18 protein-coding genes, 1 tRNA gene and 1 pseudogene are annotated in these 15,173 nt (G+C 35.0%); 12 read left to right on the top strand and 8 right to left on the bottom strand.

The features are described 5' to 3' along the window. Positions 1-4: 4 nt before the first annotated feature. From QZ138_RS05590 to QZ138_RS05605, 4 genes are read left to right on the top strand one after another with little or no spacing between them, the layout of a single operon-like run. A complete protein-coding gene (locus QZ138_RS05590; RefSeq protein WP_292887229.1) occupies positions 5-196 on the top strand; it encodes a DUF2116 family Zn-ribbon domain-containing protein in 192 nt (63 codons plus the stop codon). A gap of 7 nt (positions 197-203) precedes the next feature. After that, positions 204-527: a YbjQ family protein gene (locus tag QZ138_RS05595; RefSeq protein ID WP_292604143.1), complete on the top strand. Its 324-nt coding sequence runs from the start codon at positions 204-206 to the stop codon at positions 525-527. 1 nt (position 528) lies between these two features. Continuing rightward, the gene (locus QZ138_RS05600) at positions 529-1,368 is read left to right on the top strand and encodes a hypothetical protein (RefSeq protein WP_292887231.1); all 840 of its coding nucleotides are present in this window, start codon (positions 529-531) and stop codon (positions 1,366-1,368) included. Between the two features lie 22 nt (positions 1,369-1,390). Next, complete coding sequence (locus QZ138_RS05605; protein ID WP_292887233.1) at positions 1,391-1,594, top strand: hypothetical protein; 204 nt, start codon at positions 1,391-1,393, stop codon at positions 1,592-1,594. A gap of 14 nt (positions 1,595-1,608) precedes the next feature. On the opposite strand, the gene QZ138_RS05610 is transcribed toward QZ138_RS05605, so the two are convergent. Further along, on the bottom strand, positions 1,609-1,971 hold the full coding sequence (locus tag QZ138_RS05610) for a tetratricopeptide repeat protein (RefSeq protein WP_292887236.1): 363 nt from the start codon (positions 1,969-1,971) through the stop codon (positions 1,609-1,611). A 9-nt stretch (positions 1,972-1,980) separates the two neighbouring features. Then, complete coding sequence (locus QZ138_RS05615; RefSeq protein ID WP_292887239.1) at positions 1,981-2,790, bottom strand: sulfite exporter TauE/SafE family protein; 810 nt, start codon at positions 2,788-2,790, stop codon at positions 1,981-1,983. Between the two features lie 41 nt (positions 2,791-2,831). Between QZ138_RS05615 and QZ138_RS05620 the strand changes: the two genes are divergently transcribed. From QZ138_RS05620 to QZ138_RS05630, 3 genes are all read left to right on the top strand, one after another. After that, the gene (locus QZ138_RS05620; protein ID WP_292887242.1) at positions 2,832-3,911 is read left to right on the top strand and encodes a hypothetical protein; all 1,080 of its coding nucleotides are present in this window, start codon (positions 2,832-2,834) and stop codon (positions 3,909-3,911) included. 4 nt (positions 3,912-3,915) lie between these two features. After that, entirely contained in the window at positions 3,916-4,806 is an 891-nt protein-coding gene (locus QZ138_RS05625) for a DMT family transporter (protein WP_292887245.1), read from the top strand. A 445-nt stretch (positions 4,807-5,251) separates the two neighbouring features. Beyond that, positions 5,252-7,159, top strand: coding sequence for an MJ1255/VC2487 family glycosyltransferase (locus QZ138_RS05630; RefSeq protein ID WP_292887248.1), 1,908 nt, complete (start codon positions 5,252-5,254; stop codon positions 7,157-7,159). On the opposite strand, the gene QZ138_RS05635 is transcribed toward QZ138_RS05630, so the two are convergent. From QZ138_RS05635 to QZ138_RS05650, 4 genes are all read right to left on the bottom strand, one after another. Beyond that, on the bottom strand, positions 7,156-7,632 hold the full coding sequence (locus tag QZ138_RS05635) for a hypothetical protein (protein WP_292887251.1): 477 nt from the start codon (positions 7,630-7,632) through the stop codon (positions 7,156-7,158). The two genes, QZ138_RS05630 and QZ138_RS05635, sit on opposite strands and share 4 nt — an antisense overlap. Positions 7,633-7,698: 66 nt before the next feature. Then, complete coding sequence (locus tag QZ138_RS05640) at positions 7,699-8,568, bottom strand: transcription initiation factor IIB (protein ID WP_292887253.1); 870 nt, start codon at positions 8,566-8,568, stop codon at positions 7,699-7,701. A 101-nt stretch (positions 8,569-8,669) separates the two neighbouring features. Beyond that, on the bottom strand, positions 8,670-8,957 hold the full coding sequence (locus tag QZ138_RS05645) for a Gar1/Naf1 family protein (RefSeq protein WP_292604124.1): 288 nt from the start codon (positions 8,955-8,957) through the stop codon (positions 8,670-8,672). 110 nt (positions 8,958-9,067) lie between these two features. Then, positions 9,068-9,805 carry an RraA family protein gene (locus QZ138_RS05650; protein WP_292887257.1) on the bottom strand — a complete coding sequence of 246 codons (738 nt, stop codon included), beginning with the start codon at positions 9,803-9,805 and terminating at the stop codon, positions 9,068-9,070. 424 nt (positions 9,806-10,229) lie between these two features. Here QZ138_RS05650 and dnaG point away from each other — a divergent pair, with 424 nt between their 5' ends. The 5 genes from dnaG to QZ138_RS05675 all read left to right on the top strand — a co-directional run bounded on the left by dnaG (position 10,230) and on the right by QZ138_RS05675 (position 13,919). Then, the gene (gene dnaG, locus QZ138_RS05655) at positions 10,230-11,477 is read left to right on the top strand and encodes a DNA primase DnaG (RefSeq protein WP_292887260.1); all 1,248 of its coding nucleotides are present in this window, start codon (positions 10,230-10,232) and stop codon (positions 11,475-11,477) included. A gap of 59 nt (positions 11,478-11,536) precedes the next feature. Then, a complete protein-coding gene (locus QZ138_RS05660) occupies positions 11,537-12,139 on the top strand; it encodes a biotin transporter BioY (RefSeq protein ID WP_342765669.1) in 603 nt (200 codons plus the stop codon). A 66-nt stretch (positions 12,140-12,205) separates the two neighbouring features. After that, positions 12,206-12,577 (top strand): DUF1284 domain-containing protein, encoded by a 372-nt coding sequence (locus QZ138_RS05665; RefSeq protein WP_292887265.1) that lies wholly within the window; start codon positions 12,206-12,208, stop codon positions 12,575-12,577. A 56-nt stretch (positions 12,578-12,633) separates the two neighbouring features. Beyond that, positions 12,634-12,705 (top strand) — tRNA-Gln (locus tag QZ138_RS05670). A gap of 68 nt (positions 12,706-12,773) precedes the next feature. Further along, positions 12,774-13,919 carry an ATP-grasp domain-containing protein gene (locus tag QZ138_RS05675; protein WP_292887268.1) on the top strand — a complete coding sequence of 382 codons (1,146 nt, stop codon included), beginning with the start codon at positions 12,774-12,776 and terminating at the stop codon, positions 13,917-13,919. A gap of 257 nt (positions 13,920-14,176) precedes the next feature. Here the strand turns inward: QZ138_RS05675 and QZ138_RS05680 are convergent, their stop codons facing one another. Together QZ138_RS05680 and QZ138_RS05685 are read right to left on the bottom strand one after the other, a co-directional pair. After that, positions 14,177-14,863: a V-type ATP synthase subunit D gene (locus QZ138_RS05680; protein WP_292604112.1), complete on the bottom strand. Its 687-nt coding sequence runs from the start codon at positions 14,861-14,863 to the stop codon at positions 14,177-14,179. 27 nt (positions 14,864-14,890) lie between these two features. Next, positions 14,891-15,173 (bottom strand): annotated as a pseudogene (locus QZ138_RS05685) (V-type ATP synthase subunit B); the annotation flags it as partial.

Below are 15,173 nucleotides of genomic sequence, written 5' to 3' on the forward strand. Positions count from 1 at the left end.
TAATATGGCAGTAGACCCACATAAACATTGTCCAATTTGTGGAACCCCAATACCTTTAAATGAACTCGTATGCTCCCCGGATTGTCAAAAAGTCTGGGATGCAAGACTAAGACAAAGAAAAAGATCACAAATAATATTATATGTTGTAATCGCAATATTTTTAATAATCTGGGCAGTATTGACCTTTATAAAATAGGGATACTATGATTTTAACATCCTCAAATACCTTAGAAAATAAAAAAGTTATTGATTATAAGGGATTGGTTACAGGCGAATCCCTTATCGGATCCAATATCTATAAGGACATATTTTCTGGTGTTCGTGATGTTGTGGGAGGAAGAACCACAAAATATGAAGAGGAACTGGAAAAAGCCCGTGATCTTGCATTTAAAAGCATGACAGAAAAAGCTCAAAATCTGGGTGCAAATGCAATCATAGGCCTCAAGATTTCATACGATAACTTAGGCGGCACTATGGGAAACACAATACTTGTTACCGCTTATGGTACCGCAGTCAAATTTGAATAATATGAAAATTAAAGGCCATGAAGTGGATTTTAAATATATTGCAAAAGTTATAATCTGTATAGGAATAGGTACTGGCTTCGGACTTATAGTTTATGGCGTTTTCCTATACTTCCATATTGCAATTTTCGGATGGAATCTGGGACTGATTTTTGCACCTCTGGCTGCAGGATATGCTGAAACCATAGTTGCCAATAGAATTCTTGGCAAAAATTTAGGTGCAATTAGTGCATTCATCCTTTTCATTGATACTGTAATTTACAGTTTCATTTTAAAAAATGACACATTAGGAATGAATCTGATAACTGCAGGATCCATTCTTGTAATTTTACAGGCAGCATTCCCCACAGTTATAAATTACATTCTTTTAGTGGTTATTGGGGCTGTAGTATCTAATTTCTCATGGGTCTTCAAAAGAATTACCGCATTCCTGAAGAAGGGTAAAAGCCATGTGAGATGGGAGACTAAAGAAACAGAAATCCCCATTGAGTCACTGTATTATGATGAAAATGCAAGCAATGAGAGACTAAACTCATTGAACTTTTACTTTTTAACAAGCACTGATATGCAGGACAGAGACCATGAACTTCTTGGCATTTACCAAAGTGAAGTCATTATAGAAAACAAAGTCAAAATACAGCTTAAAAATGATGAAAGAGAGAAAAAACATTTATGCAACATTAAAGAAGGAAAAGACAAATGTCTAATCAAATTAGCTAATGAGATTAAATCACATGGAGGAAATGGGATTCTAGATTTACACATCCAGTACGGATTGATTGGAAGGGGCGGAGACTGTATCCACATAACCGCCACAGGAATGGGAATTAATATAATCTTATGAAAATTAAAAATGAGGTGAAAGAATGGAAAATGAAGGAACAATAGCAATACCTATTATAGGATATATCATTGCAGTAATTTCCCCAATAATCGCATTGATTTATGGTTCAGTATTAGTGTTTTACAAAAAGGAAACCCCACTATACCAAAAGCATGGCCGATTCATAATTTACTTCTCAATACTTATGTTTATCATAAGTTTCATTATACGAATGGTCATAAAATGAGATATTGAAGGGAATTACCCCTCTATTTCATTTAACCTGTTTTTAAAATCTTCATTATTTTTACAATTGGCAATTGCCTCTTTCAGAATATTCTTTTCACCGTTAACATCACCCTGCTTTTGATAGATATCAATCAGTGATTCATAAGCTTTTTGAGAATCAGGTAAAGAAAAGATAACCTGCTTATACAGCCCAATCGCTTCATCAAATCTGCCCAAATCTTTGAGATAATTTGCTTCATTCATTAAATCAGCTATACTTTTAAGTTTACCGTCACTTTTAGGTTTTATCTTGCCTTCAACATTTCTCAACTTATCAAAAATATCCTCTGCAGCTTTTTTGTCAAAATTTTCTCCAACTTTTCGATTTTCACTCATATTATCACCTTAAGGAAGAATTCCAAGCATTTTCAATGCCATATACAATACCAATACTGAAAATATAATCTTTAACTTTTTTTGAGGCACCCTGTGTGCATACTTTGCACCTAAAGAAGCCATCGGAACTGAAAAACATGCAATCAATGCAAAGTTAATCAGACTCACATAACCGATTGAATATGGAAAAGTGCTGACTCCCCAACCCGAAACCATATAGGACAGAAATCCTCCAATAGCAGTCAAGCTAATGAAGATTGATGATGTTGCAATAGCCTCTATCATTGAAAATCCTAAAAGCGCTGTCAGAATAGCTATTAAAAAGATTCCTCCACCAACACCCAAAAGGCCTGATGAAAATCCAACCAAAAGGCCAATTATTCCTGCCATAATCCAATTAAACGGTATTTTAGCATCTTCCCTTTCCTTGTTAATGTTGATGACATTATTGACAGTTATGAACAGCAAGAGAAGACCAAAAATTATTTCCAATACCCTTGAAGGAATCATTGAAGCAGCAAAACCACCTAATGCCCCTCCGATTATTCCAAAAATTCCCAATCGGATTCCCGGCTTGATAATATTATCCATTGTTCGGGTGTGCCTATATGCTCCGCTCAAAGATGTCGGAATGATAATGGCCAAACTGGTTCCGAATGAAATCAATATTGCCAAATCAGGTTCAACACCAATGTATTTCAGCAAAAAATATTGCAGAGGCACGATTAGAAATCCTCCGCCTATCCCCAAAAGCCCTGATGCAAAACCCGCACAGATACCTATTATGATTAATCCTATGAAATATTCAATTGGAAACATAAACATCATTTATTTAAAGTATTAATATTAAATTATTGTTAATGAAACTTAATAAAACTATCATAGTCGGATTAATACTTATAGTATTTGCAGGAGTCATATTCATAACTGACGTTTTCAATCCGATTATAAGACCCATTACATATCAGTTTTTAATGGGATCCTCAAAAGGAAAAGACATAATATTCTTTGGCCTTTTAGGCTTGTTCCTAATATTGTCCCAAGTGATTGAAAAAGACATTGATACAACAAAGTATCTGAAAATTTCAATCGTTTTGGGTACAGTCTTATTAAGTTTAGGCATTATTTTAGAGGTCCTTTTCAGAATGCAAATGGGCATTGGAATCAACACCGTTTTTTGCTCTATGACTAACGGCATGAGTTCCACAAGCATATTGCATACTCACCTCTTAAAGTCCATTTTAGGAGCACTTATAACTCAAATCATGGGACCATTTATTCAAAGCAATATCAACACAGGCGTTGGCCTATATCAATATGTTCCAAGTTTCTCATTTTTAGTGGTTTTGCTAATACCCGTGTTGTTTGCAAGCGTAGTACTTTCCATGCAAAAACGCCCATGGTTTACAAACTTCCTAATGGCATTCTTTTCAAGCTGCCTGTTTATCGGAATAATAGACGGAGGAATGTTTGCAACCCCATCATATGTTGGAATCCTGGGATTATTCCTCGTTTATAGAAACGGTTTTTACCTAAACTACAATGTCGGAAAAGTTTTAAGGGATGAACAGTTGCTTGAAGAAAATGAATTGATCCAGCCTGCCTATAGAAACCGTGGATTTTCTGAAATCCGATATATATTCAATCGTTTTGGAATTTACTTTTTTGTACTATTGGTAATATTTTTAAGATTCACAATAGCCTTTGCAGGTGCAGAACCGGACTATTATACAGTGGATATTGTAAATCCAAGTGGAAACATTGATTTGGGAAACATCACTGCAAAAGTCATTGACAATGTAACCACTCCCAATAAGATCACATGCCATATTGACCCAGATTATAACGAAATGGAACTGATCAATGATTTGAAGGTGCCGCTGAACAATTCGTGCGAATATTATACCATTACATGGAATGCATACTCTTATCTGGAATGAGATGATGAGAAGAATCTACTTAATTTTACCTATCCTTGCCGGAATAATGTTTGGGTCAAGCGGAATATTCGTAAGAACACTGACTCAAAACGGAATCGGACCTACAACCTTGCTGTTTTTGAGGTTTTCAATAGCAATTGTCCCTATTTTAATAGCAATTGTTGCCACTGACAAAAATCTCTTCAAGATAGAATTGAAGGACATTCCCCTGTTTCTTGTATGTTCATTATGCATTATAGGACTTAATCTGTGCTACAATCATTCCATGAACACTGTTCCGCTTTCACTGGCCGCAGTTCTATTGTCCATTGCACCAATTTATGTTTTAATCATTGCATATTTCATTTTTGGAGAGAAAATAACATCAAAAAAATTGATATGCATGATTCTGGCAATTTCCGGATGCGTGCTGATGACAGGAATTTTGGAAAACGACCTGGGAAACCTCCCATTATTCGGAATTCTTTCAGGCATCGGTGCAGGACTGTTCTGGGCTGTTTATCTTATGGCCTCCAAAAAGTCCATTGAAAACGGAAAGCACACCTTTACAATATTATTCTATTCCATAATATTCATCTCAATAGCCTTGATTCCCTTCACTGACTTTGGTGAAATTTCAGGCTTCGTTTCCATCAATCCTGCGATGACAATCATATTCCTAATCCTGCACTCAACATTTTCATTTGCACTCCCATACATATTCTCCACAATCAGCCTGAATTACATGGATTCGGGAACCTCCTCAATATTTTTATCCGGAGCCGAACCATTTGCAGCGCTGATTTTCGGATTTTTGATATATTCAGAAATCCCGACACCACTAATGTTTTGCGGATTCATATTAACCATTATTGCAATGATGATGTTAAGTAAAGATGACAACAAAACATCATGACAGAGAGAGGTGCATTTCAACTGTAAATGCTTTAAATTAAAAAATACGCTAAAATAGCACCATTTAAGCTAATTGCATAATTTTTAATCCTAAAAAATAAAACCCTTATCACAAATCATGATACGCCTCAAATGTATAAAAAATATTGACTTACTCGGAAACAATTTTCATACAGTAATTAAAAAATATTCTGTAAAATCAGATGAAACACTTGAAACATTCAGTGAAACTGAAACCCGAAATAATGAATTAGGATATATGAAATTAAAAGATAAATATAATTTAATTTCATCAAAAAAGAATTTTCAAAAAAATCGATTTTTAATCAGAAATTAATCATTCTTGGAAAAAAATTTCATTCAAGAAAATAATTAAAATCAGCCCAAATTACAAAAAAAGCCTAAAATTACAAAAATTTATAATATTTAAAAATAAATCTAAACATATGATTTTCAGCATTATCATACCTACCTATAATGAGGAAGAATACCTCCCAATTCTTTTGGACAGCATTAAAGAGCAAGACTTCAGTGATTACGAGGTTATCGTAGCTGATGCCAATTCAACTGACAAAACCAGAGAAATTGCAAAAGATTACGGATGTGTTGTTGTTGATGGAGGCCTTCCGGCAGTAGGCAGAAACAATGGTGCAAAAGTTGCTAAAGGAGAGATTTTATTATTCCTGGATTCCGATTTGCAGCTCACAGAGGATTACCTCAGAAATGTTTTGTATGAATTCAGAATGGAAAAGCTTGGAATAGCCATTACCCAAATGAAACCGATGTCCAACAAGGTTGAAGACAAAATATTCCATGATTTTGCAAATTACTTTATGATAGGTGTTGAAAAAATTAAACCGCATGGTGCAGGATGTTATGGAATAATTGCCAAAAAATACCTTCATGATGAATGCGGAGGCTTTGATGAATCCCTAACTTTCGGCGAAGATACCGATTATATTGAAAGATTGGCCAAAAAAGAACCATTTAGAGTACTTAGAAATGCTAAAATTGGTGTTTCAACCAGAAGGCTTGAAGAAGAGGGACTCACCACATTAATTCAGCAATACGGAAAAAGTACCGTTAATGACTTTTTGGGAAAAAGAACCGATGCCGATGAACTGAACTACAATTTTGATCATGGAAAAGAAAAGATTACCGCATCAGATTTATCAAGGTTTGAAAAAAGTACTGAAAGAATAAATGAAATCAAGGAAACCTATGATGATTCTATTGGCAAAATACAAAATGTCAGATCAGGGATAAAGTCCCTGCACCGCAGAAGAAAAAGAAAAGTGGTGTTTTATTGTGTTTGCGGAGAAGGAATGGGGCATGCGATTAGAAGCAGTGTGATTGTTGACAGAATCAAGGACAAATATGACGTTTACATATTCTCAAGCGACAGGGCATACGAATACCTGAATTCAAAATTCGACAATGTTTATGAAATAGGCGGATTCAATACAGTATACATCAACAATAAGGTAAATGACCTGCAAACATTTGCTGATGCCCTAAGAAGAAATCCGACAAATATAAAGGTTGGATATGAAAATCTATATAAAAAAGCAAGGCAGTTAAGGCCGGATGTAATTGTAACTGATTTTGAAATATATGCCACAATGGTTGCAAAACTAAGGGGAATCCCATTGATCAGTCTGGATAATATCCATATGATTACACAAACAAAAATTGACTATCCCAAAAGCCATCTGGGAGAAATGCTTAAGGCAAAAGGTGTAATAAAAACATATGTGATTAAACCAAAAGTATATATACTTACCAGCTTTTTCTATCCAAAAATAAAACCTAGAAAGAATGCGGTCATTTATCCGCCAATCATACGTGAAGATATTCTTAAATTAGAGCCAAAAGAAGGAAAACATGTTATTGTTTATCAAACCAGTAAGGAAAGCGTTAAGCTTGTCCGCAAACTAAAAGCTCTAAAAGACGAACAGTTCATTGTTTATGGATTCAATAAAAATAAGATTGACGGCAATTTAACATATAAAGAGTTCAATGAAGATGAATTTTACGATGATCTGGCATCATCAAAAGCCGTTATTTGCAATGGAGGATTTACATTTATTTCAGAAGCGATACACCTCAGAAAACCGATTTATTCAGTGCCTGCCATTGGAAACTTTGAACAGACATTGAACGGATTTTATGTTCAAAAATTAGGTTATGGAGAATATCACGAAAAACTAAATGCTAAAAAAGTAGATAACTTTTTAAAAAGACTTCCAAGATATCAGAAAAGGCTTGAAAAGGTTAAAAAGACAAATAATGATGGAGTCGTTCGTGAATTAATTTATAGAATTGAAAGATACTCAAAAAGAAAATATGATTAAAGATTGCTGACATCTTTAATCTTAATAGTTTGTGAAACTTCTTTTAAGAGATTCAAATCATTACCCATCAGAATAACATCAACATCACCCTGATTGGACACATATTTATATACAGTTCGATTTTTAAAATCAGAAGAGTAAATCTGCTGTGAACTTGAATTTGAAATGGTGAATGACTTATCACCTATCAAAGAATCTGTCAATCCCTTGTTAATTATAATGCCGGAAAGGTTTTCAGAATAGCTTCCGTTATTCTGGTAAAATTTCATTCCATTAGCTTCATTTTTAATTGTGAAATTTGAACCTTCAGGAGTATTGATTTCAAAAAGTTTAAAATTCTGAGTCTTTAAAGGAATGTCCGAAGAACTTTCAGTTACATCCCCACCAGACTGGTTTGTGAAAATCAGATATCCTCCTGCAACAATGAGAATGACTGCAATAGCAATTAAAATCATTGAGAATTTATTATTCATCATAAAACACCTAAAAAAAAGTAAAAAATAGATTAATAAAGTAAGCACTTCATTAATCCTGGGCAACTATAAAGTTACACCCATTTCCAATTGTTCTGTTAATTCTTTGTACCTGTTACGGATGGTTACTTCAGTAACGCCCGCAATGTCAGCCACATCTCTTTGGGTTTTCCTCTCACCGAGCAAAACTGATGCAATGTATAATGCGGCTGCCGCTACACCTGTAGGACCCCTTCCTGAAGTCAATCCTTTTTCCATTGCCTTTTCAATGATCTCAATGGCTTTGGATTGTGCTTCACCTGAAAGTCCCAGTTCGGATGCGAATCTTGGTACATAATCAACCGGTGAAGTTGGCGGCAATTTGATATTCAATTCACGTGTCAAGAACCTGTAGGTCCTTCCAACTTCCTTTTTGGTTACGCGAGAAACTTCAGCGATTTCATCCAATGTACGTGGCACGTTACAGCGTCTACATGCAGCATATAAAGAAGCAGCTACAACACCTTCAATGCTTCTTCCTCTGATTAGCTTATTGTCTACCGCACTTCTGTAGACCACACTTGCGGCTTCCCTCACACTTCTTGGAAGTCCAAGCCTTGAGGAGTCACGGTCAAGCTCACTTAAAGCAAATGCCAGATTCCTTTCAGTAGCTCCGGAAATTCTGATTTTTCTTTGCCATTTCCTTAACCTATACCATTGAGCTCTGTTTCTGGCAGGAATGTCACGACCGTAGATGTCCTTGTTTCTCCAGTCAATCATGGTACTTAGACCTTTATCGTGAATAGTGTAGGTGATTGGTGCCCCAACCCTTGTACGTTTGTCTCTTTGTTCGTGGTCAAATGCTCTCCATTCTGGACCCATGTCTACAAGGTTTTCATCAATGACTAATCCGCAACGAGCACATACAACTTCTGCTCTTTCATAATCACCAATCAATTCCTTAGAACCGCATTCTGGACATTCGGTTTGTTTTGAATCATCATAAACCTCATTTCTTTTGTCTTCAACGGGCCTTGTACGTCCATTAGGAGCTTCTTTTACTTTTTGTGTCGTGGTTTCATCCTCCTTCGTCTAGGTTTTTTGGATTTTGGTTTTGATACAAATAGTTTTTCACCACAATTTTTTTCTATTCGATCCCTATTCGCTGATTTGAATAAACGAATAGAGACATATGGTTCTTTTGTAGGTCCAAAAACATAACTGACCTTACCTATCTTGTTTTTATTACTGTCAAAAACAATCCCACCGGGTGAAGGTGTTTTGGTGGACCTCGCTATTAATTTTCCAGAGTTTGCTATATGCAAACTTTTTCCTAAAACTTTCATAAAATCAAACTTAAACTCAAATCTGTATCATTTATATAATTAGAAATAGGTTATATATAAACTTATCGATATATTTATATATAAATATTGATTTCTATTTAAATGTTTTTCTATTTGAGTCCAACTATTTCGGCTAATGTTTTCCCATCACCAATGTCTTCAATAATTTTTGATTCCTTAACCTTAACACCCAATGCCGCAACCATGGTTTTTGAAAACAGTTCCTTAGGAATGACGACAATGCCACTTTCATCGCCAATGAAGAAATCACCTGGATTGATAGTGGTGCCTTCCACCTCAATGCTTTCATTTAAAGTGCCAAGACCCAGGGCAGATCCTGCATTAGGACAGAAGTCAGAAGCAAAAACCGGATAATCCATATATAAAAGGGCATCCAAGTCCCTTACAGAACCATAAATAACTGTTGCCTTAATGCCATTGTCACGGGCACAGGTAGATGCGAGCTCTCCCCAAATGGCCTTGTCGTTTGAGTCAACCTTAAAAAACAATATGTCCCCTTCACCGGCACTGTCTATGGCAAGGGCAGATGTTCCCCAATCATCAGAGGCAGTTTGAGCAGTGAAAATGGATCCAAAAACCTTCTGATTGTTGACCGGCTTTATATTTTGAATTGTGCCAGGCCTTTTTGAGATTCCATTGTATGCATCGGAGACCTGACATGCGGAAACATTCTCAAGCAATGACATCAAATTGATGTGTTTAGAATAATTTTTACCGTTAAATCTTAAATCATCTATTGAAACGCCTTCTAAATCAATTTCACTAACATCAACGCGTTTTTTTAAATTCTTATTTTTATTTAATAAATCTTTTGGAGTAACTGACATGAATTCACCACTTACATAATAGTTTATCAGACATAATTAAAATACATTTCATAGATTATATATATTAGTTTAATCTAAATATTAATTGTAGTATTATAATAATACTTATCATTTATATGCTCATAGAGTTTACATGCATTATTCATTTATTATTAATTATTATTAATTTATCAAAAAGGGAGAAAATTTAGTATTAGGGAAATAAAAAGTTATGATGAAGTTATAAAACCAAATAACCAAATTAATTAAGAAATAAAAAGTAATACCCAATAGTAAATTTCTCAAAAATGTATTAACTCTTTTTAGTGTATAAAAGGTCGAAAGACAAGATTATCGTGTAATTTATGCAAGTTTCACCTAAAAATAATTTGTATTTTTAGCAATTACATAAATTATCCCGATTAAAAGCTTAGGAGGCTTAAATATGGGAAAAGGTGAAGAATTAACAACAACAAAATATTTAATTCATGCCCAAATTACCGCTAACGGTATCGTTGAAAAACCAGACGTTGTCGGTGCTGTCTTTGGGCAAACTGAAGGTTTACTTAGTAATGATTTAGATTTAAGAGAACTCCAAAGAACTGGAAGAATAGGAAGAATCCAAGTTAACATCCACTCCAACAGTGGAAGAGCAAAAGGTGAAATCGTAATTCCATCCAGTTTGGACAGAGTTGAAACCGCCATTCTCGCTGCATCACTCGAAACCATCAACAGAGTAGGTCCTTGTGAAGCAGAGATACACACAACAAAAGTTGAAGATGTAAGGGCAGTCAAAAGGGAGCAAGTCGTTAACCGTGCAAAAGAAATTTACAAAAACATGGTTGAAAGCGTTGGTCCTACCAGCATGAGAATGATTGAAGAAGTAAGGGAAGCCATGAGGGTTCATGAAATCTCTGAATACGGTGAAGACCGTCTTCCTGCTGGTCCAAGCATCCACACATCCGATGCGATTATTGTTGTGGAAGGACGCAGTGACGTATTGAACTTACTCAAATATGGTATTAAAAATACCGTAGCTGTTGAAGGTGTAAGCGTACCTCGTTCTATCGGCGAGTTAAGTAAAAAAAGAACCACAACAGCATTTGTTGACGGTGACAGAGGCGGAGAACTTATCTTAAAAGAACTCCTGCAAATCGGTGAAGTGGACTACATCACACGTGCTCCTAAAGGAAAAGAAGTGGAAGATCTTGAAAAGGACGAAGTTCTCGTTGCACTCAGGGACAAAGTTCCTACAGCACAGTTTTTGGCCACAACAAATATCTTAAACGATTCCGGCAACAGCAACAATCATAAAAAAGAAAACAACAGACATAACAGAAGACATCAAAAATACAACCGCAATGAAAAGCAAAAACCTGTAAAAGAGCCGGAACCTGAAGTTGAAGACGATGAAGTCACCCTAATGAAAGACATGTTAAAGGAATTTGAAGGAACTGGCTGCGGAGCAATTCTTGATGAAGCACTGAATATGACCAAAGAGGTTGAAGTGGAAAATATCTACGAAGAAATCAAAAATATTGAAGGAACAGCCGACACAGTCATATTCGACGGAGTAATTTCCCAAAGAATGGTTGATGTTGCATCTGAAAAAGGAATCAAGAAGTTGGTTGCTTTCAAATCCATGAACATAGTTAAAAAACCACAAAACGTGAAAATTATAACTATAAACTAAAAAGAATAAATTCATACTTATAAAATTAAAACATCGGAAATTGGAGGTAAAATATGAATATTAATATCGATGGTTACTACAGCACTAGAAAAAATGTTTTCGAAAGAATTCAGGACGCTAGTGTAGCTACTAAACTACTAATGTCATTGATGATGGCATGTTTAACCGGTATAATGGCACAGATCATTATTCCGCTTCCATGGACTCCAGTTCCTATAACTGCACAAACCTTTGCAGTGTTATGTTCTGGTTTATTCTTAGGTAAGAAATACGGATGTTTAAGCCAAATCCTCTATATCGTTTTAGGTGTTGCATTCATTCCTTGGTTTGGAGGAATGACCGGAGGACTTGATGTATTATTAGGTTCAACCGGAGGATTCCTTATTGGATTCGTTATCGCATCCTACTTTATAGGTTTAATTACCGAAAAATATGCTGATGCACGTAATTTCAAAAAAATGGCTCTGACAATTGGAATTGCAAACTTCGCATTAATCTATATTCCAGGTTTAGCTGGTCTTGCATTGTTCTTAAGCATGCAGGGTACACCAGTCGGAATCGTAGATCTTTTAATGATGGGTCTTGTTCCGTTCATTGCTGGAGATATCGTGAAAATATTAGGTGCAGCTTCAGTATCTAAAGTATTTTTACCAAAAGACTAAGGTTTTTATAACCTTCTTTTTTTATTTTTTTTGATTTTAATGAAGCTTAAATTAAGAGGACATCACTTGTTATGTCTTAAGGGTTTTCAGGGCTACGGCTATGATGAAAGCTTTGTTGAAAATATGATTTTAATAAATTCCGAAAGAAAACTGCCCCAGACAACAGTTTCTATTTGTGAGTGTGCCGATGACATCTGCTCATCATGTCCAAATCTAGTTGATGGCATTTGTGAAGACAAAACTCAAAACGAAAGAATAGTGTCAATGGACGAGGAAGTGTTGAAAAAACTTAACGGCACAAAAGAGTGTAACTCCATTGAATTGTTTGAAAAAATAGATGAAATATTCTCCACGAAAGAAAGTGTTTCCAAAATCTGTTTTGATTGCAAGTGGAGCGAAAAATGCTTATTTTATCAAAAATTATCAAATAACCGATAGGTATAAATACTACATAATAAATATATATTAAATGTTGTATACAGTACAACAGATATAGTCCCGTAGGGTAGTGGTAATCCTTCTAGGCTTTGGACCCGGAGACGGCGGTTCGACTCCGCTCGGGACTACTCTTATAAACTTTTTTTACTGATATTTTATGGAAAAGCTATTACTTATTGGAATTGATACAAGAAGTATGCTTAACAGTGCTTTAAAGCTAGATTATGATATTTATTCCACAAGCTATTTTTCAACATCCGACACTCCCACCATCAAAAATCAGAAGATCATTCTACAGGAAAGTGACGGTGAAAGCTGCGGAATCTTTGAAAACAACTTCAACAGCAAAAGCATTCTGGAAATATCAAAGGACTACATTGATGAAGTCGACCATATAATTCCAATTTCAGGAGTATCTCCAAGTGACTTTTCAAAAAAAGACCGAAAGAAGATTTTGGGAAACCATGATGTGGGAGACATTGAGGACAAGTTCAGATTCTACAAAAAAATCAGAGATGAATTTTTAACCCCCATGACTTTTCATGCATCAGATATGGATGAAGCATTTGAAATAGACAAGAATCATCCGGACATTCAATTTATTTTAAAGCCGATTAAAGGAAGTGGAGGGTATGATGTCAACCTATTGAATAATGAACTTGATATTGAATTTGGTGACAATGAATTCATCCTGCAGGAATATGTCTCCGGAATCAACCTAAGTTCATCAGTATTGTCCAGTGAAAATGAAACAAAAACAGTTACAAACACCAGATTGCTTACGATGAATGACTTTGGAGTTGAAAATTCATTCATATATGTGGGAAACATTTTGCCCTTGACGGAAAAATCAATAATGGGGGATGTTGATGACATCGGCAACATCAATGAAGAACTGAAAGATACAAGTGAAAGCTTAATCGATAAATATAATCTTATCGGATCTAATGGTGTGGATTATATCCTTAATAAAAATGGTTTGTATGTCATAGAGATTAATCCGAGACTGCAGGGAACATTCGAATGTGTTGAAAAAACATTTGGGATAAACATGCTTGAAGCCCACATCAGGGCATGCCAAGGTGAAGTCATGGAGATTCCAAAGGCACAATGCTATACCTATAAAAAAATAGTTTACTCACCAACAAGAATGAAATACCGTCCGATGGATTTGGATAACATCTATGACCTTCCACATATCGGATCCATCACCGAAAAGGATGAACCCTTGCTTACAATAATTGACAGTGATGTCGATTTTGAAAAATTATATGAAAAAGTAGAATTAACCAGTGAAATAGTTGATAAGTCAGCTAAAAGAAGCCAACCAGATGCAAAATAAAAATTATTACTCCAATTGTTATTAAAAAAGTAGTAATTATCATTACACGAGTCATCCAGATAAATAATTTAGCCTTATTGTCTGGGTCCTTCATAAATTGGTCAATTGGATTTCTTCTCATTATTACACCTTTTCCAGTAAAAAATATTTTTACAGTAACTTAATAAAATAATCTATTTTTAGAAATAATTAAAAATTTAACCTTGAATTTAAAAAATAATAAAAAATAAAAGAAAATGAAGAAAATTAAGAAAAATTTAAGCTTCTGCATTTTGAGCTGCTTCAGCTGCAGCAGCAGCTTTTTCATTTTTCTCAATTGTTGATCTAATCATTTTCAATCTAACAAAGTTTTCCCTTTCCATTTCTTGGAGTCTCATATCAATATACTTTTCAGTATTTTCGAATCTTGGAATCATAATATGTTCTAAAGCATTTACTCTACGTTTAGTAGCTTCGATTTCCTCAGCCAGCAGGAAAATAGTTTTTTCTACTTCACCAAGTTCAATCAAATACTTAAGGGATTCCTCAAATTTCTTTGCAGCTTCGTCTAACTGTATGGTTGTGTCGGAGAATCCGTAACCTCTGTCAATGATGGAACGTTTTTCCATTTTGACATTGGTAACCGGTACTGCAACACCCATTACACTTCTGGATGTAATATCTACATCAATTGATTCTTTGACTGATAAAGCTGCCTTCTTAACAGCTAAATCACCCATAGCAATTTGAGCTTCTACTAAAGCATCATTTGCTTCTTTAAGACTTAATTCTGCATTTTCACGAATACCTTTGACACGATCCAAGATATCAAAAAACTCTTTAATTAATGCATCCCTCTTTTCTTTAAGTAAACCATGCCCTTTAACAGCTAGTTTAGTCCTATTTTTAAGGGATAACAACTCCATACGAGTTGGATTAATTCCATCTATAATATCTTGTGCCATTTAATCACCTACATTGCTGTAATGAGATTAGTCATCTTTTGGAAGGTATTGTTCAATAAATTCTTCTTTAACCCTTTTGAGTTCTGCTTTAGGTAAGATTTTAAGTAAACTCCAACCGAGATCTAAAGTTTCAAAGATAGTTCTGTCTTCATCTTTACTTTGAGTAATGAATTGATCTTCAAATGCTTGAGCAAACTCTAAGAACTTTTGGTCCCTTTCAGTAAGTGCTTCTTCCCCTACAACCGCAACGAGGTCTCTTAATTCACGACCTTCTGCATAAGCAGAATAAAGTTGGTCAGATACACCACTG

This window comes from Methanobrevibacter sp. UBA212, assembly GCF_905233225.1.
Lineage (GTDB): Archaea > Methanobacteriota > Methanobacteria > Methanobacteriales > Methanobacteriaceae > Methanocatella.

Excerpts from the sequence above, each read along its gene's own strand:
- QZ138_RS05590 (WP_292887229.1), top strand. The coding sequence starts at position 5 with ATGGCAGTAGACCCACATAAACATTGTCCAATTTGTGGAACCCCAATA.
- QZ138_RS05595 (WP_292604143.1), top strand. The coding sequence starts at position 204 with ATGATTTTAACATCCTCAAATACCTTAGAAAATAAAAAAGTTATTGAT.
- QZ138_RS05600 (WP_292887231.1), top strand. The coding sequence starts at position 529 with ATGAAAATTAAAGGCCATGAAGTGGATTTTAAATATATTGCAAAAGTT.
- QZ138_RS05605 (WP_292887233.1), top strand. The coding sequence starts at position 1,391 with ATGGAAAATGAAGGAACAATAGCAATACCTATTATAGGATATATCATT.
- QZ138_RS05610 (WP_292887236.1), bottom strand. The coding sequence starts at position 1,971 with ATGAGTGAAAATCGAAAAGTTGGAGAAAATTTTGACAAAAAAGCTGCA.
- QZ138_RS05615 (WP_292887239.1), bottom strand. The coding sequence starts at position 2,790 with ATGTTTCCAATTGAATATTTCATAGGATTAATCATAATAGGTATCTGT.
- QZ138_RS05620 (WP_292887242.1), top strand. The coding sequence starts at position 2,832 with ATGAAACTTAATAAAACTATCATAGTCGGATTAATACTTATAGTATTT.
- QZ138_RS05625 (WP_292887245.1), top strand. The coding sequence starts at position 3,916 with ATGAGAAGAATCTACTTAATTTTACCTATCCTTGCCGGAATAATGTTT.
- QZ138_RS05630 (WP_292887248.1), top strand. The coding sequence starts at position 5,252 with ATGATTTTCAGCATTATCATACCTACCTATAATGAGGAAGAATACCTC.
- QZ138_RS05635 (WP_292887251.1), bottom strand. The coding sequence starts at position 7,632 with ATGAATAATAAATTCTCAATGATTTTAATTGCTATTGCAGTCATTCTC.
- QZ138_RS05645 (WP_292604124.1), bottom strand. The coding sequence starts at position 8,957 with ATGAAAGTTTTAGGAAAAAGTTTGCATATAGCAAACTCTGGAAAATTA.
- QZ138_RS05650 (WP_292887257.1), bottom strand. The coding sequence starts at position 9,805 with ATGTCAGTTACTCCAAAAGATTTATTAAATAAAAATAAGAATTTAAAA.
- dnaG (WP_292887260.1), top strand. The coding sequence starts at position 10,230 with ATGGGAAAAGGTGAAGAATTAACAACAACAAAATATTTAATTCATGCC.
- QZ138_RS05675 (WP_292887268.1), top strand. The coding sequence starts at position 12,774 with ATGCTTAACAGTGCTTTAAAGCTAGATTATGATATTTATTCCACAAGC.
- QZ138_RS05680 (WP_292604112.1), bottom strand. The coding sequence starts at position 14,863 with ATGGCACAAGATATTATAGATGGAATTAATCCAACTCGTATGGAGTTG.